This window comes from Verrucomicrobiota bacterium JB022 (genome assembly GCA_030673845.1).
Lineage (GTDB): Bacteria > Verrucomicrobiota > Verrucomicrobiia > Opitutales > Oceanipulchritudinaceae > WOUP01.
The window spans coordinates 339826-363868 of the sequence record JAUTCQ010000015.1 but is presented as its reverse complement, the minus strand read 5'-3'; the positions used below and the strand labels follow the sequence as shown (position 1 = coordinate 363868).

Annotated in this window: 15 protein-coding genes; 7 read left to right on the top strand and 8 right to left on the bottom strand. The window is 64.6% G+C overall.

What is annotated here, in order from left to right; genetic code table 11:
- Window positions 1-7: 7 nt before the first annotated feature.
- From Q7P63_12100 to Q7P63_12065, 8 genes are all read right to left on the bottom strand, one after another.
- Window positions 8-3211 (bottom strand): family 78 glycoside hydrolase catalytic domain, encoded by a 3204-nt coding sequence (locus tag Q7P63_12100; GenBank protein MDP0500829.1) that lies wholly within the window; start codon window positions 3209-3211, stop codon window positions 8-10.
- 13 nt (window positions 3212-3224) lie between these two features.
- A complete protein-coding gene (locus Q7P63_12095) occupies window positions 3225-4490 on the bottom strand; it encodes an acetylxylan esterase (protein ID MDP0500828.1) in 1266 nt (421 codons plus the stop codon).
- Window positions 4491-4726: 236 nt separating this feature from the next.
- Window positions 4727-6226, bottom strand: coding sequence for a sodium:solute symporter (locus tag Q7P63_12090; protein ID MDP0500827.1), 1500 nt, complete (start codon window positions 6224-6226; stop codon window positions 4727-4729).
- Between the two features lie 21 nt (window positions 6227-6247).
- Window positions 6248-7168 (bottom strand): dihydrodipicolinate synthase family protein, encoded by a 921-nt coding sequence (locus Q7P63_12085; GenBank protein ID MDP0500826.1) that lies wholly within the window; start codon window positions 7166-7168, stop codon window positions 6248-6250.
- A gap of 22 nt (window positions 7169-7190) precedes the next feature.
- Window positions 7191-8795: a DUF5060 domain-containing protein gene (locus Q7P63_12080; GenBank protein ID MDP0500825.1), complete on the bottom strand. Its 1605-nt coding sequence runs from the start codon at window positions 8793-8795 to the stop codon at window positions 7191-7193.
- A gap of 13 nt (window positions 8796-8808) precedes the next feature.
- The gene (locus Q7P63_12075) at window positions 8809-11766 is read right to left on the bottom strand and encodes a DUF6298 domain-containing protein (GenBank protein MDP0500824.1); all 2958 of its coding nucleotides are present in this window, start codon (window positions 11764-11766) and stop codon (window positions 8809-8811) included.
- Window positions 11763-13319, bottom strand: coding sequence for a trehalase family glycosidase (locus tag Q7P63_12070; GenBank protein MDP0500823.1), 1557 nt, complete (start codon window positions 13317-13319; stop codon window positions 11763-11765). Before Q7P63_12070 ends, Q7P63_12075 begins: the two co-directional genes overlap by 4 nt.
- Entirely contained in the window at window positions 13316-14758 is a 1443-nt protein-coding gene (locus Q7P63_12065; protein ID MDP0500822.1) for a polysaccharide lyase, read from the bottom strand. The genes Q7P63_12070 and Q7P63_12065 overlap by 4 nt, the downstream gene beginning before the upstream one ends.
- Window positions 14759-15160: 402 nt before the next feature.
- On the opposite strand from Q7P63_12065, the gene Q7P63_12060 reads away from it, so the two are divergent.
- The 7 genes from Q7P63_12060 to Q7P63_12030 all read left to right on the top strand — a co-directional run bounded on the left by Q7P63_12060 (window position 15161) and on the right by Q7P63_12030 (window position 24039).
- On the top strand, window positions 15161-16243 hold the full coding sequence (locus Q7P63_12060) for a LacI family DNA-binding transcriptional regulator (protein MDP0500821.1): 1083 nt from the start codon (window positions 15161-15163) through the stop codon (window positions 16241-16243).
- A 171-nt stretch (window positions 16244-16414) separates the two neighbouring features.
- The gene (locus Q7P63_12055; protein ID MDP0500820.1) at window positions 16415-17968 is read left to right on the top strand and encodes a sodium/solute symporter; all 1554 of its coding nucleotides are present in this window, start codon (window positions 16415-16417) and stop codon (window positions 17966-17968) included.
- Window positions 17969-17974: 6 nt separating this feature from the next.
- The gene (locus Q7P63_12050; protein ID MDP0500819.1) at window positions 17975-19132 is read left to right on the top strand and encodes an iron-containing alcohol dehydrogenase; all 1158 of its coding nucleotides are present in this window, start codon (window positions 17975-17977) and stop codon (window positions 19130-19132) included.
- Window positions 19129-20043 (top strand): dihydrodipicolinate synthase family protein, encoded by a 915-nt coding sequence (locus Q7P63_12045; GenBank protein ID MDP0500818.1) that lies wholly within the window; start codon window positions 19129-19131, stop codon window positions 20041-20043. Before Q7P63_12050 ends, Q7P63_12045 begins: the two co-directional genes overlap by 4 nt.
- Window positions 20040-21188 carry a four-carbon acid sugar kinase family protein gene (locus tag Q7P63_12040; GenBank protein MDP0500817.1) on the top strand — a complete coding sequence of 383 codons (1149 nt, stop codon included), beginning with the start codon at window positions 20040-20042 and terminating at the stop codon, window positions 21186-21188. The genes Q7P63_12045 and Q7P63_12040 overlap by 4 nt, the downstream gene beginning before the upstream one ends.
- Window positions 21185-22180 (top strand): 4-hydroxythreonine-4-phosphate dehydrogenase PdxA, encoded by a 996-nt coding sequence (gene pdxA / locus Q7P63_12035; protein MDP0500816.1) that lies wholly within the window; start codon window positions 21185-21187, stop codon window positions 22178-22180. The genes Q7P63_12040 and pdxA overlap by 4 nt, the downstream gene beginning before the upstream one ends.
- 41 nt (window positions 22181-22221) lie before the next feature.
- A complete protein-coding gene (locus tag Q7P63_12030) occupies window positions 22222-24039 on the top strand; it encodes an exo-alpha-sialidase (GenBank protein MDP0500815.1) in 1818 nt (605 codons plus the stop codon).
- Window positions 24040-24043 lie beyond the last annotated feature (4 nt).

The window sequence follows — 24043 nt, the reverse complement described above, 5'->3', positions numbered from 1 at the left end:
GAAAAATCTAGCGTCGGGAGGTGGAAACGAAGGTGTAGTGGCCGGAACCCACCTCGAGGGTGGCGGTCTCCGCATCTTGATTCGCGAGGGTCACGCCCTGGACCTGCGCGAGGGGCTTGCCGCCTTCGAGCAGCGTGTCGCCGCGCTTGGGCAGGTGGACGGTGGCGGTGGAGCCGGGCGGCACTTCCACGTCGAGCGTGAAGGTGTCGGCGGCCTGTTCCCAGCGCACATGGATGGGGCCGTAAGGGCCGTCGTGGGTCGCTTCCGCCCAGCTCAGCTCCTCGACCGGCTCGGGGCGGATGATGATATGCTTGAAGCCGGGGGCCTCGGGGTCGGGCGCGATGCCGACCAGGCTGCGGTAGAACCACTCGTTGAGGTGGCCGAGCATGAAATGGTTTTGGCTGGAACCGCCGTCCCAGGCCTCGGTGAGGCTCGTCTTGCCATGCTCCACCTGCCAGCCGTAGCCGGGCACGTCGGTGCGGTGGTGGATCTTGTAGACGAGATCCGGGCGGTTGCCGAGGGCGAGTGCGCGCAGCAGGTAGCGGTGGCCCACGTCGCCAGCGGTGATGCTGTAGTCGCTGGCCTCGATGGACTTGACGATGGCGGCAAATACATCGGCTTCGCGACCTTTGGGCACCATACCGAGGGCGTAAGGCATCGCGTTGGCCGTCTGGCTGCCGGTGGCGTAGCTGCCCGTATCGGCGTTGAAGAACTTGTCGTTGAAGGCCTTGCGGATGTGCTCGGCGCGCTCGGCGTAGGCGGTAGCTTCACCCACGCGGCCGCGGATCTGCGAGATCTTGCCCAATTCGCGGCACAGCTCGTAGTAAATCGCGGTGGCGGTCAACGCACGCGGGGTCAGCTTGCCGTAACCCGGCGCGCCCGGTCCGATGTCGTACCAGTCGCCCAGGCCGTGGTCGAGGATGTGGCCCTCGGCCTTGCTCGCGAGATAAGCCTCGTAGGCCTGCATCTGGTTGTACTGGGCCTTGAACGCCGTTTCGTCGCCGGTGTAGAGATACTGCTGCCAGGCGGCGAGGACGAGGGAGCTGCCCCACTCCGGCGAATCGCGGAAGTCTCCGGGCATCACCACAAACTCGGGTGAGGTGCTCGGCACCAGGCCACGCTCGGTCTGCGCGTCGGCCATATCCCCAAAGGTCTTGCGGTAGAGCGAGGTGACGTCGAACTCGTAGCGCAGCGATGGGCCGTTGAGGTGGTATTGCTCCAGCCAGCCGAGGCGTTCGCGGTGCGGGCAGTCGGTCAACACGCTGACCATGTTGCTGCGCTGGGCCCAGCGGATCAGCTCGCGCGTCTTGGTCCACAGCTCGCTGGAGGTGGCGAACTCGCCGACCGGCTCCGCGCTGCCGTGCGTCACCAGGCCCTCGATTTCGATCACTTCAGGCATCGCCCCACCCTCCTTGGCCGGGGTGGTCGTGACCTGCAGGTAACGGGCGCCGTGGTAGAAATAGTTGGCCTGCCAGCTTTCCTCGCCCTTGCCGTCGAGGATGTAATCCCAGCTTGCGAGGCCCGCGCGGGTGCTGCCGGGGTCGATGCGGCCGTCTTCGTGCACCAGCTCGGAGGGCTCGACGCGCACCATGGAGCCGGCGGGGCCCTTGACCTTCACGCGCACCATGAGGGCGGCATTCTGGCCGAGATCGTAGACGACCTTGCCGGGCTCCAGTTCCTTTTGGGCGACGGGCTCCAATGTCTCGATCACCTTGACCGCCGGGGCGGCGTAGGAAGCGCCACGCAGCTTACCGCCGGGGCCCTTGGTCTCTGCGGCGGCCTGCCACGAGCTGTCTTCCTTGAAACCGGGCTGCGTCCAGCCTGCGGGCTCGAGGCGGGCGTCGTAGACTTCGCCGCCATACATGTGGCTGTAAGTCGTCGGGCCGGAGCGCACCGCCCAATCGTCGTTGGTGGTGACGACTTCCTTTGAGCCGTCTTCGTATTCCAGCTGGAGCTGCAGGATGGCGGTCAGCGGGCGGTAACGGCCCACCAGCTTGGTGTAGCGGCCTTCTGGCTCGGCGACGTTGTACATGCCGCTCGAAAGCGTGAGCCCCATCGCGTTGGCGCCGCTCTTCACAAGGTCCGTGACGTCAAAAGTATCGTAGAGCACCGTCTTCTCGGCGTCCGTCCAACCCGGGGTGATGGCGTAGTCCCCCACCCGCTCGCCGTTGATCTCGAGCGTGTACTGGCCTTGGCCGGAGACGAAAACGACGGCACGCTTGAGCTGCGGGCGCACCTGGAAGTCTTCGCGCGCGATCACCGTTTCGGTCGCCAGCGGGAAGGCGCTGGAGAGGCCCTTGCCGTCGACCACTGCCGAAGCGCTCCACGGGCCTTCTTCAAGGCTGTCGGAGGCCGTGACCTTGGCCCCGATGGCGACGTTCTGGCCCTTGGAATTGACTTCGATCTGGCTGAAGGCGAGGCAGATTTCGTCGTTCAACTCACGCAGCACGGGGGCCTTGAGGCGGAAGTAACGCCCCTTGACCTGCTCCACCGGGATGGTGTGGCGCGAAATCCACATGTTGATGGGCGCGTCGCGGGTGTCCGCAACCACCTTGGCGTCGGAAAAATCGGGCTTGTTCGCCAGCTCGATCACGTATGCCTGCGGCAGGCCGAGACGCTCGGAGACGGTGTGGCGCAGGCCGTGCAGCTTGATCTGGTCGATCGTGTAGGTCTTGCCCAGGTCGAGCTGGATCCACTTGGGCGTGTTGACGTCGTCCGCCGGTTGCGAGCGGTAGCCCAGGTGCGGGCGGTCGTATTTCAGCCACTCGGGGCTGGCGATCCAGGAGGCTTCCCAATCGTTTTGCGACTTGAGGCCCATCGTCCAGGTGGCCGTTTCGCTCCAGTCGCCGGGTTCGCCGTCGGCATCCCACACACGCACTTTCCAGAATGCTTCCTGACCGCTGCCGATGCTGGACCCACGGTAGCGCACAAAAATCTGGTCTTCGCCTTCCTTCTGGCCCGAGTCCCACAAATCGCCTTCGTCGGCGGCCAGCTTGTCGGCACTGGAGGCGACGAGCACCTGGTAAGCGGTCTGGCGATCACCACGGGTATCGCTCTTCAGCTTCCAGCTGAGCGTAGGCGAGGCATCGAGGCCGAGCGGGTTGCGCATCGCTTCGGCAGTCAGGGCATACGGCTCCAGGGCCAGAGCAGGCGACGCGAGGAAGACCACGCTCGCCGCGGCAGACGCGGGGATCAGAAAGGGGAGTTTCATGTCGGGGAGATGCTTAACGCTGAAGGGATTCTAACTCTTGCTGGATGGCCTCGGGCGTCCGTAGCGCACGCTCGAGGAACGCATCGTCCTCATGTAGAGCGTGCATGAGGGCGGGATCTTCCACGGTCACGAACGATTCGTCGATCGAGCCGTCGGGGGCCTGAATGGCGCTGAGGTCGAGCTGGAGATGCTCGGCCATAAAGGGATACATCGCCAGGCGCTTGGAAAAGTTGTAATTATGCCCCTCGTCGGGCAGGTGGTGGTAGGCCACCTGATCGGCCGCATCATAGTAGCTGTAGATGGTGCGGGCAAAGGGATACTCGACCAGCGGGGTGTATTGCGACCAGTCGCCGCCGTCGGAGATCAGCTTCAGCGGGCGTGGCGCAGCCAGGGCGGCAATCATCGCGTTGCTGGCAAAGTGGTCTGCGCTGCGGTGGATGGGCAAACCGCTCTCACAGGGGCAACCGCCGAAGAAATACGACGACACCATTGCGACCGGCACCGATACCGCCACCCGCTCGTCCAGCGCGGTGAGCACAAAAGTCTGCGTGCCACCGCCGGAGTGGCCGGTGACGCCGATGCGCTGGGGGTCCACCTCGGGCAGCGACGTGAGGAAGTCGATCGCACGCATGCCGTTCCAGGCCTGCAGGGTCATGGAGACGCCGTGGCGGTGGCCGTCGGGGCCGAGAAAGAGGGTCGAATCGCCATAGCCCACCATGTCGATGGTGAAGGCCACCGCCCCCATCTTGGCCAGCGAGGCGGCGCGGCGCTGCACGTCTTCCTTGAAGCGGCCATGCTTGATCCAGCCTTCGGGACCGTCGGGCGGGCTGGAGTGGCCGTGCGGGTTGACGACCGCCGCGTAGGGCGGTTCGCGATCGAGCGGCAGATAAAGATTACCCGTGACCCAGTAGCCGGGAATCGACTCGAAGGCCACGTTTTCCACCGCGTAGCCGTCGTATTCGCGGCGGTCGCGACGGATCGGATTCAAGGGCGTGCGCTCGGGCAATGGGCTGAGGTTCGCGCCCTCCTGGATGCGCTGGCGCACGTGCGCGGCATAGGCGCTCCAACGTTCGCGGTTCGGAAATTCGGCAATCGCAGCATCGAGCACCACCGCGCCCTGCTCCGGGGTCAGATAAGTGCGTTGGGCCAGCATCGGGCCGTTCCCGGGAGCGGGCGGGAGCAGCTCCGTCGGTGCCCAAGTGAGGGTCTCGGGCTCGGCGTTCGGCGTTTCCGAACGCGAGCAACCGGCAAGAACGGCAAGGGAAGTCAGGGCTAGCACCGAACTAAAAGAAACAACGCACATCTGCCTAGCGCGTTCTGGGAGTGCGGCGCTTCGCGCCGATCTGGTTTGCGGGCGGGCTCCGGCCGGTGAATCCAATCCGCGACAACCAAAAGTAGCCTGCTTCAGGAATGAAATCGGCGCAAAGCGCCGCACTCCAGAGCGTGCTGGGCGATTACGTAAGCTGGATCGAAGTTGGGCTGGCAGGCGCGAATACATGAAAGGGGGATGGGGCGTTACGGCTGGTGCGGGGTTTGGCGACGGCCGAAGGCGAACTGGGCGCAGAGGAAGCCGACCAGCAGGATCGTGGTGGTGCCGAAGACGATCACCAGGTAGTTGTGGAACGGGCTTTGCAGGCCTTCGCCGAGCCAGCCCATCTTGGGCGACAGGCTCATCCACAGGATCAGGATCAGGCCCACGATGGTGCCGACGAGTGCCGCCGTGGCGTTGGCGCGCCGGGCTAGGATGCTGAGCAGGAAGAGCCCGAGCATGCCGCCACTGAAGATGCTGGCGTAGCCCCACCAGGCATCGAGGGCGTTCTTCACCTGCGTCATGCTCAAGGCCATGAGCGTGCCGGCGGCGCCGAACACGATGGTGGTGATGAGCACAAAGCGCATCGACTGGCGCTCATTGGCCTCGCGGTTAAAGAAGCGCTGGTAGTAGTCGCTGAGCACGATGGTGGCGGCCGAATTGAGGCTCGTGGAGAGCGTGCTCATGGCGGCGGCGAAAATCGCGGCGATCAACAGGCCGGTGATGCCGGGCGGCAGGGCCGACACGATGAACCAAGGGAAGACCCGGTCGGGGTTGCCCTGGTAGTCGCCTGGCAGCGCCTCTGGAAAAGCCGTGTAGTAGGCAAAGAGGGCGGTGCCGATGAAGAAAAAGATGGCCGAAACGGGAATATACATCAGGCCACCCAGCCAGATACTGCGGCGCGCTTCCTTGTCCGACTTCGCGGCGATGTAGCGCTGCACGTAGCTTTGGTCGATGCCGAAGTTGTTCAGGTTGATGAAGAACCCGTAGATCAGCGTGACCCAGAAGGTGGTAGTCGTAAGGCCGGGGCCGTAGTCGCCGAGGCTGAACTTGTCGTGCTCTGCCGCAAGCGTGAAGACCTGGCCCGGGCCATCCGGCAGGCTGAACACCATGACGGCGGCACAGGCGAGCGCGCCCACAATCAGGATCACCGTCTGTATCGCATCGGTCCAGATGACCGCTGTGATACCGCCCATGAAGGTGTAGGCCGTCACGGCCACGCCCGTCACGACGATCACGGTGTAGATGTCCCAACCCAGCAGCTCCTTCAGCGGCAGGGCCATGAGATACATGACCGTGCCCATGCGGGCGAGCTGGGTAAGGAGATAGCAAATGCTGGCGTAGACGCGCGCCCAGGCCCCGAAACGGTCTTCCAGGTGATGGTAGGCCGAGACGTAGTGCGAGCGGCGGTAATACGGCAGGAAAAACCAGACCGCAATGGGCGTCGCGATGAACAGCGACAGACTGAAAACGTAAGGGTTCCAGTTTTCGGCGAACGCTTTGCCCGGCAGCGCGAGGAAGCTGATGCTGCTGACATAGGTCCCCAGGATCGACAGCCCCGTGAGCCAGCCCGACATGCTGCGACTGGCGGCGGTGTAACTCTCCACCGAACGCTCGCGGAACATGAAGAACAGGCCGACGCCCATGATGGCCGCAAAATAGACCACCAGAACGCCGAGATCGAGGAATGTGAAATGGGAACCCATGGGCAGGAGCAGGAGCGGGGATTACTTGGCTTGGTAGAGCGGCAGGCCCCACTCGACGAACTTGGCGCGCAGGTCTTTGACGATGCCGTCGAAGATTTCCTGCGACTGGGCCGAAACGATCGACTTGGGCACGCCCGGCTCGAAACCGCGCGCGGCGAGGCCGGCGGGCACGTTGATCGGGAACGTGAGGCGGTCGATGATCTGGCCGACTTCCTTCATGCGGGAGGCGGTCGGTTCGAGTTCGCCGGGCTGGCCTTGCTTGTAGACGCGGAACTGCTCCAGCATCAGCTCGGGCACCATGTTGACGAGACCGCCGATGCAGCCGGCGGCGCCGAGCTGGAAGACCTCGGGCAGGCGCGTATCGGCCCCGGAGAAGACGCCGAAGCCCTTTTCCTTGCCCATCGCGATCAGCTCGCTGTGGTAGCTGAACTCACGGCCGCTTTGCTTGTAGCCCTTCATGTTGGCGCGGTCGGCAAAGGCTTCCACCGTCTCGATGGCGATGCGGTTGCAGGCCAGCTCCGGGAAGTTGTAGAGCATCACCGGCAGCGGGGCGGCGGCTTCGGCCACCTTGAGGAAGAACGCCAGTTGGTCGGCAGCGGAGACGGGGTAGAACGACGGCGGCATCACGGCGACGCCCGCCAGGCCTTCGTCACGAGCCGTCTTGGCCAGCTCGCAAGCGACTTTCGGGTTGATGTCGCTCACATTGGCGATCACCGGCAGGGGCGCGGCCGCCTCGGCGGTAAAGGCGAGGATGCGCTTGCGCTCTTCCAGGCTGAAGAAGGAGAACTCGCCGGTGCTGCCGAGCGCCAACGCGCCGTGGATGCCGACGCCACGCAGCCACTGCAAGTGCTGCCGGATGGCGTCGGCGCACAACGCGCCTTGGGCGTCGGTCGGCAGCGCCAACGCGACGAGAATACCTTCGGAGGGAAAGTTGGGTTTCATGGATACAGGGGACTAAAAGGGGTTAGGGCTCGAGCGGTGCGAGGTTGGCACCGGGAGATTCGGCGCCGCCGACGTAGCGGATGCGCAGGGCCATGTGTTCCTTCCCAGGCAGCTTCACCTTGCGGTTGCCTTCGGCCACGTAGGAATACATGCCGTTCTTCTTGGTCACAAAGGGCTTATCGACGGGCTTGATGGTCATCCCCCAGGTATCGATCACCTCCACCTGGAACTCCATGCCGTCGGTCAGGCCGTTCTTGGGCAGCTGGAAGGCCCATTCGGTGGGCGTTTCCTTGCCGAAGTAGACGAGGTAGTATTCGCCCGCCTTGCCGCCGATGCGCGAATCCTGCCACTTGTCGGCCGGGTTGATGCCCTCCTTGGGGCTGTCTTCGAGGATCTGGCGGAGGAAGGTGATGCGCTCGGGGCTGGTGCCCTTCAGTTCGCCGCCCTGCCCCAGCCACACGATGTCGTGCGGGGCCTGAAAATACTCGCTGTGGCCGACATAGGTGCCCGCCACGGTGCCCGACCAGAAGCGATGTACGAGCTCTTCGCCGGAAAGCTGGGCCCAGCGCTTGTCGTGGTCGCCCTCGTATTTCACCTCATCGTACACGATGGGCTTGCGCCACACGTCGCGGTAGAGCTGCGCGCTGCGGGAGTGCTCGACGGCCGCGCCGTTCTGGATGCTGGCGTGCGTCACCCACGGCTTGTTGTTATCGTAGAGCACAAAGCCGTTGTGGATGGAGCGCGGGTGCCCGTAGGGGTCGGCGGCCATGACGACCTGGAAGTAGCGATCCCAGTCTTCCATCGTCTTGGTGCGGAAGAAATCGTATTCGTTGCCGATCGACCACCAAATGTTGCGGTAAGCGGCGAGGCGGGCCACGAGGTAGCGCAGGAACTGCTCGTCTTCGGGCTTTTCGAGGCGATCCAGCCCCCAGCGACCTTCACCGTAGGGGTAAAAGAGGATCAGGTCGCACACGATGCCCATGTCGCGCAGCTGACCGATGCGCTGCTCCAGATGCTGGAAAAACTCCGGGTTGGGGCGCTCGAAGTCCCAGTTGTGCGGCTCGCCCGCAAAGGGGAAGCGCGTCGGCGGCATGTAATCCGCCCCGTGGGCCTGCGGGAACACACCCATGCGCAGCTTGTTGAAGGGCGCCTCGGCGAGGGTCTTCAGCGTGCGCTCCTGCATCTCTTCGGTGCGGTGCGTCCAGCTGTAGCTGGTGGTGCCGATGGGCTTGTAGGGCGTGCCGTCGGCGTAGGCAAAGTGGTAGGTGTAGGCGACGTGGATCGGCCCGTGATTGTCGCCCTGCGCAGGCGTTACCTCAAAGGCACCCTGCTGGTTGGTCAAATCGGTCCGATTGCTGCGAGTCTGGAAAGTCCAGTTACCCGGCTTGGGCGGCATGAAGCGGATGCGGTAGACGCCGTCGCCGTCGTAAAAGCCGGCCACTTCGGTCGATTGTTCGCCGTCGGAAAAGGTGCCGGTGAGGCGGACTTCGGCGAAGGGGTTGCCGTCGGACGGCCCCTCCAGCTCGATCTCGTAGACGTCCCACTGCTCCACGGAAGATGGAGCCGTGACCGCCCAGGCCGTCAGGTGGCTGCCCAACAGGGCGAGGAAGAAGAAGCAACTGCGCATGGGAAAATGATCGTTAGCGGGTGATCCAGAAGGCGGCGGGGCCGTTGGAGCGGGGCTTGTACAGCTTGCCGCCCTTCACTTGCTCGGTTTCCGACTTTGGCTGCCCGGTCTGCAAATCCATGAAATGGACGGTGAAGTTCCCTGAAGCATTGCGCAAGTCAATCACGGCTGGTTCATCGCCCGTAGTGTAATAAAAGAAGGCGTTCTGCCCCTCGCTGAGCGTCCAGGCGACCTTTTCGGCCTTCAGCGGTTTCATCATGGCGAGGCTTGCAAGAAGCTCCGGCGAGGTCTGCCTGGGCAGCGGAGCCAGCGAGCCCCCGGCGGCCACAAACGACCAGCCTTCGTACTCGCCGTGCCCGGTGATGATACCGAGGTGCGGGTAGCGCGCGCGGTAATCGGCCACCATGCGGGCAATCGACTTGCCGTCGGCGCGGCTGCCGTCCCACTGGCGCAGGTGCTGGCGCGGCGCGAGGTTTTGCCCGCCATCGGGCGCGAAGAGGTCGCCGTTGCGGTCCACAAACCAGTAGGTGAAGTCGACGAGGTCGATCAACGGGCTGCGCTTCGGGTCTTCGAGGATAGCGTCCTGCACGTCCTTGGGCGTCGAGAGCGCGATGAGCGGGTGCTTGCCCGTCTCCGCTTCCCACTCTGCAATCACATCCAGCCAGAACTCCACGAAGTGCAGCGGGCCGGTGTATTCGGCGCTGACGGTGTGAATGACGTTGGGCTGGTCCGCGAGGTTGTCGAGGCACTTGCGGATGTAGAGGCGGTGCCACTCGGCGATCTCGGGGATGCTCGTGTCGTAAAAGCGGGGAGCGCTGACGAGGGTGTCGCCATCGTAGGGCGGCGGTTCAGGCCAGCCGGTCTCCTGCACGGAGTTGACCTCGCGCCACGGGAAGTCGACCCAGTGGGCGCCCGATTCGATGAGGTTGTGCTGGAAATACATCTCGCTGATCAGGACCAGCTCGTGCCGTTGCGCCTCTTGGGCAAACTCGCGCAGGCGGCGGAAATACCACGGGTTGAACTTCGTGAGGTCGTACTGCGAAATGCGGTTCCACGACTCTCCGGTGCCGGTACGAGCCCAAGGCAGCTCGTAGAAAGGCGGCCAGACTTCAGCATTGATGCGGCGCGTCATCTCGTGATCGTCACGACGGCGGTCGTACCACAGGCCGTAGTGATGGCGGGCCACGACGAGGCCGCGCTCCTGCATCTGGGCAGCGACGGCGGAAAGGTCGTCCGTCAACCCCAGCCCGGTGCGACCGGGGGCAAAGCGCGTGATGGAAGGCTGCGAAATCTTCTTCGCACGTTGTGGCACGAGGCTGCCGCGCCACCACTGCAGGCCCTGCTCGCGCCCGGTCAACAGCTGGCCGTCCACAGTCAACCAACCCTGATCGTTGAGCTGCATCCCGGGAGTGGCGATGGGAGCCTCCGGTTGCGGGGCGGGCGCGGTTTCAAAGCGGGCGGGAACAGGATACACCGGCAGCGGCCTCAGCGCATGCAAGGCGGCCTTGCCAATACGGTCGTTGAGCTGCGCGCGGTAGAGGCTCATCGGGTTGGCCGTCACCTCGCTCGTGCTCATCCAGACGCCATTGCCTTCAAATTGGCCCCAGACGCCCAGGCCCCAGTTGGTGGCGGTGGGGGGCGAGCTGATGTCCATCACAGAGGCGCGCGAACGCCAGGCCATGGAGTTGGCCAGCGCCCACCCGACCCCCTGATTCCAGATGCCGAGGTTGGACAGGCGGAGGGCGTTGCCGTCGACGATCACGTTCTCGAAGAGCACGCCGGAGGCCCAGCTGCCGACCGAGCCGCTAAAGCCCTCCGCATGGTGCGCGGTAGAGTCCACAAAGGCGTTGGGGCCGGTATTCAGGTAGCCAGCCGTAAAATCGTGAATGCCCTCGTGGGCCTCGCAACGCAGGAAAAGCGTCTGTTGGCCGCTGGTGTGGTACGTCAGCCGGCGATAACCGGCCAGCTCCGACACCGGATCGTACGACACGCAATCCTGCACCGTGATCGCGCGCGCGCCGAAGCCGATTTCGACCAGCGAGCTGACAAAGTGCCGCGCGGAGATGCCTGCCACCCAGGCGTTTTCGACGTTGTCCAGCTCGATCGCGATCCAGGCGTGTTCCTCGTCGTGGGGGTTGGAGGCGTCGAACTCGGAGACGAGGTTGAGGTGTTCCACGCCCACATTTTCGAGGCGGGTCGGCCATGTGTAGCGTTGCACGGTGGCGCCGCCGAAGCGCTGCTCGAGCGCGGTGGTAATGGGCGCGTCGAAAGTCGCAGTATTGCCCTCGATCTGAACCACGGTGCGGTCCCACCACATGTCCCACTCGCCCGGCCGCCACTGGTAGGGCAAGCGGGCGGGCGGCTCGTGCATCTCGACGGCTTCGATCCACGCCTTCGTGCTCGGGCGCGTCAGGACGACGCGGTCGCCCACCTGCAGCCCGGTGCCAGCCGGAAGCGTGACGCGGTAGCTGCCGACGGGCACGTAGTCGTCCACAATCTGAACCGCCTCGCCTTGCAGCTGACGGTCCTTGCCGCCGATGGCGGTGATCAGCGTGCGCCGGTCGTCACCGGCGGCCACGATCGTGGTATCGCCAGAGCCGCGCAGCACGATGCCGCTGGCTTCGATGCGGAGCTGCCCGGAAACCTGAAACTCGCCATTCGCCAGCTGGACGGCCCCCCGTAAGCCGCTTTTTTGAGGCTCACGCTGGGCCAGCGCATCGAGGGCGGCCTGGATCCGCGCCCCGTCGTCCCCTTCCTGTGGCTCGATCACGTAGACCGTCTCGACCTGTGGCAAGGGCACACCCCCACCCTGATAGCCGGCATGGGAGAAATCGGGCACCCGATTTCCCTGTTCATCGGCGTCGTAGGTCAAGTGGCCTTCCGGCGCCATATGGATAACCTCGTCGACCTGCTTGGCCGTCAAGGAGACGGCGGCGGCGAGGGAGGCGAATATGGCGAGCGTTCGATTCATGGAAGCTTGATTTCCAAACGTTGCAATTCCTCTGCGTGGGCGACCTGTTCGCCGTCGATAAGCACCTGGAAGCCGGCGCCTTGGCCGAACTGGCTGCCGTCGGCGTCCCAAATGATGGTGACCTGGTGGTCGTGGTAAGGCACGCCGTCGAGCGCAAACCAGTTCCACGTGCCTTCGGGCAGGAGCGGATCGACCACGAGCGAGCCATCGGCCTGCGGTTGCATGCCCACGAGGCCCGTGATCAGCAGATCGGCGTAGGTCGAGTGGTGGTAGTAATAGCTGCGCGGCGCACGGCCCTTCAGCCACTGCCCGGAAGTCTCGTCCTGATACTCGCCGATGTAGGGCAGCCCGGCATAACGCTGGGAGCGGGTGTAGGTGACGAAGGCGTCGTAGTAGTCGTGAGCCGAGACGGGCGTATCCGGGTAGTTGCGGAGCACGTTGGCCAGTGCGACGAGCGTCTGGCTGGTCGCGTAGGGCCACAACGCGCCGTCCCACTCGCAGGTGCCGATGGCGTAGGAGCGGAAGCGCGGGTGGCGGCGTTCGGCAGTAGTGAGGCCGTAGGGAGCCCAGAAGCCGAGCGGATCGGTCAGTTGCTCCCAAGCCACTTCATAGCCTTGGCCGGGCTCGGGGAGGTTGAAATACCAGGGGATGAAACCGATGGCCTCGCGTGCGTCGGCGAATTCACCATCGGGGTAGACGACTTCGAAGAACTTGTTCTCCGGATTCCAGAGATGTTCCTGCACGAGGTTGCGCAGCTCGCGGGCTTTGGCGGCGTAGACCTCGGCCTGCTCGTTGTCGCCTGCCAGCTTCGAGAGCTTTTCCATGGCGACGGCATTGCCGAACATGTAGCTGTTGATGGTCGGGCGCACGTTTTGCTGGTGGCGGCTGCCGCTGATGGATTCCTCCATCGCGTCCCACACATCGTACTGCCAGAAGAGCCCGTCGGGACGGCGCTTCTCCTCTTCCCAGCGCGCATAATCGGCGTTGAGCAGGTCGAAACGGTCGAGCAGGAACTCGAAATCGCCGGTGGCCTCGGCACGCTGCCAAAGGGCGTCCATCAACCAGCTGCTGTAGCGGTGGAAGTGGCCCTGCGGCTCGCCGTCCTTACCCTGCATCCAGTAATCGAGATAGCTGTCGTCGTTTTCCTGGTTCTGCAGCCAGCGGGTCTCCATGAAGTGGTGGCCGAGCGCGCTGGCGATGGTGCGCTCCGGCGGGATGAACCAGGCATTGGTCTCCAGCTCGATGAATTCGGTGTAGGCCTTGTAGGGGCCGACTTCCTTGAGGTGCTTGCGCAGGGCCCACCAGCGGAAGTAGTAGATCTCTTCCAGATCGGCATCGGGGCAGGTGAAGAACGGGATCTCCGCCTCCATCCATTCCCACGACTCGGAGTTGGGGATGAGGTTCACGACCCGCTCCGGCTCCATCTGGTTAAAGAATTCCACGTGGCGGGCGTAATCGTCCGCTTCGAGCACGGCGAGGCGGTCGTTGGCCCAGGAGGCTGCCGGCAGGGTGGCGCAGGCAGCGGCGGTCAAAGTGAGGGGGCGGAGCTTCATCGGGGCAGGCTGGATACGTTGTTGGCAGGGTCGCTGTAGTCGACCGCTTCCAGGGGGTTGGTGCCGTTGAGGTATTCTTCGAGGTTGGTGTAACCGTCGCCATCGGCATCGCGGACGCCGTCGGCGGGGTCTTCGGGGTCGAGGCCGTAACGGCGTTCCCAGGCGTCGGGCATGCCGTCGAGGTCGGTATCGACCGGGGGCAGGCCACCCCGGAACTCCGGCCAGCCGCCGACGTCGTCGATGCGCTTGATGATGCCGTTGCCGTGGGTGGGCTGGCCAGCGCGCACTTCCTGGGCGATGCGCCGGTCGACTACGTCGCGCCGCGGCAGTGTGGCTCCCGCGTGGGCGAGGACGAGCTCGTAGGCCTCTTCGGCCGAGTGGGTCGTCACCGGAGCGATGTCGTAGGGCTGGCTGGCGCGCACGTCTTCGAGCGTCTTGCCGCCCAGCTCGTCGTCGTCGAGCTGCACCCCACCGGCCCAGTTGTCGGCCGTCACCTCCGGGTAGCCGACGACATGGTTGCCGTCGACGAACCAGCCGCCGGGCTCATTCGTCTCGTAATGCTTGTCGAGGTGCTGCGGGCGAGCGACCCGGTATTGGATCGGGCCGTCGCCGGTGGCGGGGCCGGGCTTGAAGTAGTTGTTGACCACGTTGACCGTGGCTGCGCCGCTGCCGCCGTCGATCGAGCGATGGCGCCAGTTGAAAAGCACGTTGTTGCGGATGTCCACGTTCTGCCCCCACCCGATGCTCGGGTTGCGCGCGGTGTTGCTGGCAAAGAGGTTGTGGTGGAAGGAGGCGTTCTTGCCGCCCCAGGTGGCCCCGAAGGCGTGGTTGAACTCGTCGAGCGCCTCGCTGGAGATGGACCACTGGATGGTCACGTTTTCGGTCGGCAGCTTTTCGCGGGTGCCGTCTTCGTTTTCGCGCGTGTAGCGGTAAAACGAGACGTTTTCATCGAGGCCCCAGCTGAAGGAGCAATGGTCGATGATGATGTTGCGGATCGGGTAGCCGCCGAGGTTGTCGTCGCGACGCTCAAGCGTCCCGCGCCGAAAGCGCAGGTAGCGGATGATCACTTCCTCGGTGTTGATGTGGATCGTCTCGCCGCTGATCGTGATGCCGTCGCCCGGAGCCGTCTGTCCGGCGATAGTCACGTAAGGGTTGACGACTTCGATCGGGGATTCGAGGTGGATGCGGCCACCCACCTTGAAGAGGATGGTACGCTCGCCACCCATCTCGAGGGCCGCGCGGAGGCTGCCAGGACCGCTGTCCTGAAGGTTGGTCACGTAGACGACGCGACCCCAACGCCCGCCGATGGTCTCCGCACCGGCACCTTCCGCACCGGGGAAGGCAGGCAGGGCATAGCAGGCGACCGGCCCCAGCAGGCCGCAAAGCGCCCAGGGGATGAAACGTCGGGGCGATAGTTGGGAGATTGGGGTGAACTTCATGAAAACCAGTTGGTTAGAAATGGGCCAGAAAAGCGCGGCCCTCAAGGGGAATCCGGCACTTTACAGAGAAAGCGGCACAGGTCGAGGGGATAACGGACTGTCTGATGAAATCTGATGAAACTGGAGCTTGCCATCGCCCTAAGTATCTATAAAAGAGAAGGTTGAAATAACCCTAGGCGCGCAATTGACAACGACTTCGTGATCATGTTGCATCGCCCACGTCAGGAATCGCTCCTTTACCCCCTCTGCCCCAAGAACGATTGTGCATCGACCAAAAGTAGCCGAACTCGCTGATAACAGGGATTATAATTTCATATGAAATAACAGAGATTTCAGCCTTTTTCATTTAACTCCCTTGTCAACCATAATCCGGGGCCAACCCCGCCCCTCTGCTTTCACACGATGAACAAACCCAACTCCAAGCCGCGGGCGACCATTACAGAGGTTGCAAAGGCCGCCGGCGTCGCTACCGGAACAGTCTCTCGAGTCTTTAACAAGCACCCCGACGTCAACATCGACATCCGGCGTCGCGTCAACGAGGCTGCCGCCAAATTGGGTTATGTGCGGCAGCGCAAACGCACCCGCAGCGCTCACCATAGCGAGGTGGGCAACATCGGTGTGATTTTCTTCGGCATGCAAGACACCCTGGCACAGCTCCCGGTCGTGAGCTCTGCCGTACACGGCATCGAAGTCGCCCTCTCCGAAATCGGCCGCAATCTGATGCTCAGCAACATCCCGGAAGGGGACCGTATCCCGCCCTTTCTGGCCGAAAATCGCGTCGAAGGGGTCATCATCAAGGGGCCCAACCAGGGTGCCCTGCCCAACCCTGAAGAAAACGACCTGCTGCGGCACGTCTACAGCTACCCTCACGTGTGGCTGATGGGCCGCCTGCCCAACGCCCGGGGCGACCATTGCAACTTCGACACCGATGCCGCCGGCCGCTTGGTAGCGAGGCACTTGCACGCCAAGGGGCACCGCCGCGTCTGCTTCCTCAACCCCAAGCCGGGGCAGTCGCAATTCGAGAAACTGAAGCAAAGCTTTTTCGTGGCCGCCGAGCGGCTGAGCCTCGAGACCAGCGCCCTCGAAGTCGAGCCGCCGCCGCTCATCTCCTGGCCCCTGCCGGCGACCACTTCGCAGGAGCACGTGGAGACCTTGGTCGACCAGTGGATGAACGTGCCCGCCGAGCGTCGCGCCACCGCCATTTTCGTCCCGTCGGACCGCACCGCGGTGCAGCTTTACTCCGCCCTCGAGCGCCGGAGCCTGCAGGTGGGTAAAGACGTGAGCGTGATCTCCTGCAACAACGAGATGCCGCTGCTGATGGACCTGCGCCCCGGGTTGACGACGATCGACGTGCACCCCGAAGTCGTCGGGCAGCGCGCAGTCGATCAGTTGCTGTGGCGGATACGTCACCCTCAGGAAAACCTCAGTTTTCGCATTCTGGTTTCACCTTCATTGGTAGAACGCGAGTCCGTCGCGCAGTTGTAGGGTTCATTTGCGCCCGTCAGCCCCGCTTCAGGTCCGCCTTCGCGCGGGCCTTATTTTTTCATGAAATACAGGATTTTGTCTTTATCTTTTCATGAAATAACATTGCATGAGAGCTGCACAGGATCTGTGTTACCCCCTGTCAGCGTTACCCCTTAAGCCCCCAATCCACCTGTGTCCCTCGGAACCCTAGACTATCTTGTCATCATCGGCTACGCGATTATCGTAGCCGGCCTGAGCCTGTGGGCCTCCCGCGGCTCCAAAAGCTCTGCGGATTATTTTATCGCCGGGCGCACCATGCCCGCCTGGGCCGTGGCCATGACGTTGATGGCGACGATCATCGGCAGCGGCACCATCGTCGGCCTGCCCGGCACCACCTTCCAGAAGGGCCTGATCCTCCTGCTCGGCAACATGATGCTGCCGCTGGTGCTCATCGTGGTGGCCAAATACATCGTGCCCTTCTACCGGCACACCGTGGGCCTGAGCGCCTACGAATACATCGGCAAACGCTTCGGGCTGGGCGGCAAGTTCTACTCCTCTTTCGGCTTTCTTTGCGACCGGATCTTCGATCTGGGCCTGACGCTGGTCACGACCGCCGTAGCCGTGCGCGTGATGACCGGCTGGGACATTCGCTACGTGATCCTGAGCATCGGTATCTTCACGATCCTCTACACCATGATCGGCGGCATGAAGGCAGTGGTGTGGACGAGCGTGCTGCAGGGCGGCATCTTTATCGGCGCAGCGGTGCTGATCCTCGCGCGCCTCCTGTTGGCCCCCGAGGCCGGGCCTCCCGGCGCAGTGGTGCAGGCGGCCTGGGAAGGCGGCAAGCTCAACCTGGGCGACTTCAGCTTTACCCTCCAGTCTCTGACCGATCCGGCGCTGACGACGCAGTGGCTCTTCATGCTCGCCTACGCGATCAACTGGGGCCGACGCTACATTGCCGACCAGCATATGGTGCAGCGCTACCTCATCGCATCGACCGACCGCGAGGCCAGCCGTGGCGCGCTTTGGAACGCCTTCCTCTGCATCCCCGTCTGGGCGGTCTTCATGTTTATCGGCGCCTGCCTGTGGGGCTATTACCACCTCACCGGGCACCCGGCCCCTGCCTTGGCCGACGACGTGGTGCCCTACTTCATCGTTACCGAGATGACGGCAGGCATCGTGGGCCTGATCCTCGCCGCGATCCTCGCCGCCTCGATGTCGTCCATCAGCGCCGACCTCAACAGCATCGCGACCGTGATCACGAGCGATTACATCGGCTTTTTCCGCAAAGAGATGTCGGACCGCGAGCAACTGCTCTACGGGCGCCTGATGGTGGCCATCGCGGGCCTCATCTCCGCCGGCGTCGCCCTGCTGCTGGTGCCCAAGGAAGGCATCGCCTCCATCATGGAGCGCGGGGTCGTCATCGCTGCGATCCTCTCCGGCGGCACGCTGGGGCTCTTCCTGCTCGGCTTCCTCACCCGCAAGGCGACCCGCACGGGCTGCTACGCCGGCATCGTGGCCTGCATGATCTTTACCGGCTGGGGCATCCTGACGCAGGGCGGTGAGAGCCGCATTATGGACCTCGGCCTCAACTTTACCTGGAACCCGATCCTGATCGGCATTTTCGGGCACATCATCCTCTTCGGGGTGGGCTACATCGTCAGCCTCATTGCGGGCGGCTACCGCCCCGACGACATCGAGCAATACACCTTCCGTCGACGCCCCCAAAGCGAAACGGCGGCCTGATTTCCTATGGAAACGATCTCTCCTCTCACGCTGTTGCAAGTCGGCCACCTCGCCTTCGGGGCGGGCTGCCGCAAAGACTTGCCAGCCTACCTCCAGCGACACCAGACGCGCTCCGTCCTCCTTATCACCAACTCGTTCATCCGCTCCCTGGCCGATCCCGTGAAGGAAGCCCTCGAAGCCGCCGGGATGAGCGTGACGGTGATCGAAGATGCCCCCCCGGAGCCCGACGTCGCCACCTTTGAACGCCTGCGCCAGCGCGCCCAGGAGAGCCATGCCGATACGGTGGTCGGCCTCGGCGGCGGCAGCGTACTCGACATCGCCAAGCTGATCGCAGCGATGGCCGACAACCCGCAACCGGTGAAGGAAGCCTTCGGCATCGGCAACCTCAAGGGCCGCAACAAGCGCCTCGTGTGCCTGCCCACCACTTCCGGCACCGGCAGCGAAGTCTCGCCCAACGCCATCCTGCTCGACGAGAGCGAGCACCTGAAAAAGGGCGTCGTGAGCCCCTGGCTCGTGCCCGACGCCGCCTTCGTCGACCCGGAGCTGACGCTGAGCCTGCCGCCCGCGTTGACCGCCACCACCGGCATCGACGCCCTGGTCCACTGTATCGAAGCCTACGCCAACCTGCACGCGCACCCGATGGTCGACATCTACGCGCTGGAGGGCGTGCGCCTGATCGGGGCCAACATCCGCCGCGCCTTTGAGCAAGGGGACGACCTCGCCGCCCGCACCGCCGTCTCGCTCGGCAGCCTCTACGGCGGCATGTGCCTCGGCCCGGTCAATACCGCCGCCGTGCACGCCCTCGCCTACCCGTTGGGCGGCGAGTTCCACATCGCACACGGCCTCTCCAACGCGTTCCTGCTGCCGCACGTGCTGCGCTTCAACCTCCCGGCGGCCCCCAAACGCTATGCGGACATCGCCCGCGCGCTCGGCGTGGAAGACCAGGGCAGCGACGCCGCCACCGCCGAAGCCGGCATCGTGGCGCTCGAAGAGCTGTGCGCAGCCTGCCAGATACCCCGTCGCCTTTCCGAAATCGGTGTCCCGGCCGACGCCATCCCTCGCATGGCCGAATCCGCGATGACCGTTACCCGCTTACTCCGCAACAACCCCCGCCCGCTGACGGTGGAGGACGCTGCCATGATTTACCAAAAGGCCATGGAATGACCCGTTCCGAAAAAATCCGAGGCACCGTGGTGCCCATGATCAGCCCATTCACGGCCGACCGCGAACTCGACGGCGAAGCCGCCGCCCGCCTGGTCGACCGCCTGGCCCAGAACAAGCTCGGCGCTTTTGTGCTCGGCACGACGGGCGAAGCCGCCTCGATCCCCGGCCGGATGCGCCGCGAGCTGGTGGCGATCGCCGTGCAGGCCGCCGAAGGCCGCGTGCCCGTCTTTGCCGGGATCGGCGAAAACTGCGTGCTCGAGTCGATCGCTGCCGCCCGCGAATACCTCAAGCAAGGGGTCGACGCGGTCGTGGCGCACCTGCCGTCCTATTACCTGCTGAAGCCAGACGAGATGATCGCCTACTTCCGCCTGCTCTGCCAGGAGATCGACGGGCCGATCATGATCTACAACATCCCGCAGGCCACGCGCATGTCGATCCCCGTCGAGGTGGTCGAGGCGCTCGCCTCCGAAAAGTGCATCATCGGCTTCAAGGACTCCGAGGCGACGCCCGGGCGCCTGGAGCTGGTGGCACCGTTGGCTCAACGTGACGACTTCTCGGTCTTCATGGGCGCCGCGCGTCTTTCCGTCGAGGCCCTCAAGGCCGGATTCGACGGCCTGGTCCCCAGCTCCGGCAATCTTGAGCCGGCCCTGTGGCACCAGTTGGAGACGCTCGCCGCCCAGGGCGACTGGGAAGGCGCCAAGGCCTGCCAGGACCAGCTCGACCACCTGAGCCTCGTCTATCAGGAAAACCGCACCCTCGGCCAGTCGCTCGCCGCCCTCAAGGCAGCCATGTGCGTCGACGGCCTGTGCCAACCCTACGTTTTGCCGCCGCTCCTGACCCTCGAAGGAGCCGAGCGTGACACTGTCGTGCAGGCCCTTGCCGCCCGCCGCCAGTGCCCGAACCCTGTATGAGCCGCGTGATCGCCGTGGCCGACGACTTGACCGGCGCGGCCGAAATCGCCGCGATCGGGCAGGCGCATGGCCTGCGATCCCTCGTCGTGCGGGGTCCGGAGCCCCGCCTCGACCCCACTGCCGACCTGGTGGTGGGCGACACCGATACCCGCCTCGACGCTCCGGACGAGGCCACCCGACGCCTGGGGGCGATGCTCGATGGCTTGAGCCCGCACCCCGGAGCGCTCTGGTATAAAAAGACCGACTCCGTGCTGCGCGGCGCGGTGGCCGAAGAGTGTGCGGCCATGGCCGCGTGGCTGGGCCGCGAGCGCACCTTGCTGGTGCCCGCCAACCCGGGACTGCGCCGCCAGATCATCGACGGCACCTACCTGGTCGACGGCGTGCCGCTGCACCAGACGCCTTTTGCCCGTGACCCGCGCCACCCGGCGACGACAGCCCAGGTGACGGAGCTGCTGCAGCGCTTCGGCCCGCACCCGGTCCACCTCGGGCAACCAGGCCGCGCCGCGCGCGAGGGCCTCGTCGTGGGCGAAACCGCCACGAGTGCCGACGTGACCGCGTGGGCTCGCGAAGTCGACGCCCAGACGCTGGCGGCAGGCGGGGCCGAGTTTTTTGCCGCACTGCTGCGCCAACAGGGCTGCCGGCCTCCGGTCGTCGTACCGCCCCCCACCGTGCCCTCCCCTGCCCTCATCGTGCTGGGCTCGATTGCGGATGCGACGCATGCGTGGCGCGAGCTGGCGATCAGCCGGGGCGCGAAGTTTTTCCCGCTGCCCGTGGGTGCAGACCCCGCACCGCCGATTCTGGCAGGTATCGCCTCCCTGCTCGAAAAGCGACAGACAGTGGTGATCGCCGCCGACGCTCGCGGGGTTGCCTCCGATTCCCTCGCCCAACGCGCGGCGGAAGTCCTCAGCGGGGCCGTGGCGCACCTTTACCGCGAGTGGGCCTTCCAGCACCTCGTGATCGCCGGAGGCTCGACGGCGGCCGCGATTCTCGACCGCCTCCAGTGGCACCAGCTCGAAATGGCGGGCAGCTGGGCGCCGGGCGTCGTCAGCCTCGCCCCGAAATCCGCTTCCCATTTTATTGTAACCCTCAAGCCGGGCAGCTATGCCTGGCCTGAGACGTTAAATACCCAGCTGCTACGCGCATGAAGCCTGAAAACAAGCCGATCCTGGCCGTGACGATGGGAGACCCCGCCGGCACCGGTCCCGAATTGATCACCAAAGCCCTCGTGGATCCCGAGATCCTCGCCATCTGCCGCCCGGTGGTGGTGGGCGATGCCCAGACCCTGCGCGCCGCCGCCGGCTATACCGGCTGCAAGGCCGAGATCCGCGCCATTACCGACTTCAGCGCCGCCGCGCCGGATGCCGACCACATCGAAGTGCTCGACCTCCAGAACGTCGATCTTGCCACGCTCGAGCTGGGCAAGGTGAGCCCGCCCGCCGGCCAGGCCGCCTACGAATACATCAAGACGGCCACCGAGGCCGCGCTGGCCAAGCAGGTAGGCGCGATCGTCACCTCTGCGATCAACAAGGAATCGCTGAACAAGGCGGGGCACCACTACGACGGCCATACGGGGCTGCTCTCGCACCTGTGCAAGACCCCGGGTGCCACGATGATGCTGGCGGCCGAGAAGCTGCGGGTCAGCCACGTCTCCACCCACGTTTCGCTAGCCGAGGCGATCAACCGCGTGCGCCCGGAGCGAATCCTGAAGGTGCTGGAGTTGACCCGCGAAGCCGTGCAGCGCCTGGGCATCGAAGAGCCCAATATCGCGGTGGCCGGCCTCAACCCCCACGCGGGCGAGCACGGTCTCTTTGGCAGCGAAGAAGAGGAATTTATCCAACCGGCAATCGACGAAGCCTGCCGCCGCGGCTGGAAAGTCACCGGCCCGCACCCGGGCGACACGGTGTTTTTCCGCGCGATGAACGGCGAGTTCGACGCTGCGGTGGCCATGTATCACGACCAGGGCCACGTCGCGGTGAAGATGCTCGGCATCTGGCGCGGGGTGAACATCACCCTCGGCCTGCCCATCATCCGCACCTCCGTCGAGCACGGCACCAATTTCGATCTGGCCGGCACGGGCCGCTCCGATCCCCGCAGCCTGCTGGCCGCTTTGAAGCTGGCGGCGCAACTTGCGTCGTAGGCGGCGGTTTACCCGAGTCCATCCCCCTGACCCGATTCGTTATGAAGCTCCCCTATCTCGTTTCTTGTTTTGCCCTTCCGCTGCTCGCGGGCTGCACTGCCACTGCGCAGCCGATTTCGGAAATCGAACATCCCGTCATCTTCAACGGCGATGAGGTGGCCAACACCAATGCCGACGGCGGCCTGCGCTGGGCCGTAGGTACCCACAACATCCAGGTCTACCGCGCCAACCGCACCCAGCCGCAGCACCAGGACGGGCTCGACCATACCTACCTGCACGCGCCCATGCTGGCCTATTGGCAGGACAAGTTTTTGCTCGCCTACCTCAGCGGTGCCGTCAACGAGCACGACACGCCGACCGACACCTCTTTCATGACGTCGCTCGACGGCGTCAACTGGAGCGCGCCGAAGCTGCTCTTCCCCGCCTACCAGCTGCCCGACGGCTCGTGGACGCTGACGCACCAGCGCATGGTGTGGTATGTGGCGCCCAATGGCCGCCTGCTCGCCACCGGCTTCCACGGCGAGGCCCCCAACCCCAACGACGGCAGCGGCATCGGCCGGGTCGTGCGCGAGGTGAAGGCCAATGGCGAATTGGGCCCGATCTACTTCATCCGCTACAACTCGGGCCCGAATTGGGACGAAGCGAAGGCCAAGCAGTATCCCTTTTACACCCAGTCGGGCGATGCGGCCTTCAAGGAAGCTTGCGAAGCCCTGCTCAACGACAAGCTGGCCACCGCCCAATGGTGGGAGGAAGACCGCGCCGAAGACGGCTTTTACCGCGTGAAGGGCAAGGCCTTTATGACCTACCACCGCCCCGACGGCAAGGTCGTCGGCCTGGCCAAGGACGCGCAGGCCTCGATCTCCGACGACGAGGGCGAGACCTGGGAGCGCAAGGGCTTCATCCCCGGCCTGGAGGTCAACGGCTCGAAGTATTGGGCGCAAAAGACCGACGACGGCAAGTATGCGCTCGTCTACAACCCCACCACGCGCCTGCGCCACCCGCTGGCCGTGATGTTGAGCGACGACGGCCAAAACTTCGACCAGCTGCTGAGCATCCACGGCGAACTGCCCGTGCAACGCTGGCCCGGCCTTTACAAGAACATGGGGCCGCAATACGTGCGCGGCATCTCCGAAGGCAACGGCAACCCGCCGGGCAACGACCTGTGGCTGACCTACAGCGTGAACAAGGAAGACCTCTGGGTGAGCCGCACGCCCACCCCCATCACCGCAGACGCCCCGGTGCCCGCCAACGACGAGTTTGAGCAGACGAACATCAACAAGATGCCGGTGCTCTGGAACATCTACCGCCCCGTCTGGGCCCCCGTCACCGTCGTTCAGGCCGATGAGACGCATGGCCGCGTGCTGCAACTGGTGGACGAAGACCCTTACGATTACGCCAGCGCCACCCGCGCCTTCCCGGCCAGCCGCAGCGTCAAGACCACCTTCAACTTCAAGGCCGAGCAGACCGACGCCCGCCTCGAAATCGACTTTACCGGCCCCAACGGCATGCGCCCCGTCCAGGTGGCGTTGACCGCCGACGGCAAGATCGAAGCCCGCCATGAGGGCATCTGGAAAGACGCCGGCACTTACCAGGCCGGTGAGTGGTCGGAGCTGACCATCTGGGTCAACCCCGAGAAAAACACCGAAAAGTTCCGCATCCTCGTCAACGGCAAGGAGACGCTCTACCGCGACGCCTACTTCAGCGACTACATCCCGCAAGTCGAGCGCATGACCTTCCGCACCGGTGAATACCGCCGACGCGGCGCCGGTGGCCACGAGCTGCCCGGGGCCGACGAACGCGCCAAGCGCGCCGTATTCCAGATCGACGACGTGAAATTCGAGTTCCCCGCCGAGCAATAGAGAC

Coding starts and splice junctions, on each gene's coding strand:
- Q7P63_12045 (MDP0500818.1), top strand. CDS start 19,129: ATGACCCGTTCCGAAAAAATCCGAGGCACCGTGGTGCCCATGATCAGC.
- Q7P63_12090 (MDP0500827.1), bottom strand. CDS start 6,226: ATGGGTTCCCATTTCACATTCCTCGATCTCGGCGTTCTGGTGGTCTAT.
- Q7P63_12065 (MDP0500822.1), bottom strand. CDS start 14,758: ATGAAGTTCACCCCAATCTCCCAACTATCGCCCCGACGTTTCATCCCC.
- Q7P63_12080 (MDP0500825.1), bottom strand. CDS start 8,795: ATGCGCAGTTGCTTCTTCTTCCTCGCCCTGTTGGGCAGCCACCTGACG.
- Q7P63_12070 (MDP0500823.1), bottom strand. CDS start 13,319: ATGAAGCTCCGCCCCCTCACTTTGACCGCCGCTGCCTGCGCCACCCTG.
- Q7P63_12085 (MDP0500826.1), bottom strand. CDS start 7,168: ATGAAACCCAACTTTCCCTCCGAAGGTATTCTCGTCGCGTTGGCGCTG.
- Q7P63_12075 (MDP0500824.1), bottom strand. CDS start 11,766: ATGAATCGAACGCTCGCCATATTCGCCTCCCTCGCCGCCGCCGTCTCC.
- pdxA (MDP0500816.1), top strand. CDS start 21,185: ATGAAGCCTGAAAACAAGCCGATCCTGGCCGTGACGATGGGAGACCCC.
- Q7P63_12040 (MDP0500817.1), top strand. CDS start 20,040: ATGAGCCGCGTGATCGCCGTGGCCGACGACTTGACCGGCGCGGCCGAA.
- Q7P63_12100 (MDP0500829.1), bottom strand. CDS start 3,211: ATGAAACTCCCCTTTCTGATCCCCGCGTCTGCCGCGGCGAGCGTGGTC.
- Q7P63_12050 (MDP0500819.1), top strand. CDS start 17,975: ATGGAAACGATCTCTCCTCTCACGCTGTTGCAAGTCGGCCACCTCGCC.
- Q7P63_12060 (MDP0500821.1), top strand. CDS start 15,161: ATGAACAAACCCAACTCCAAGCCGCGGGCGACCATTACAGAGGTTGCA.
- Q7P63_12030 (MDP0500815.1), top strand. CDS start 22,222: ATGAAGCTCCCCTATCTCGTTTCTTGTTTTGCCCTTCCGCTGCTCGCG.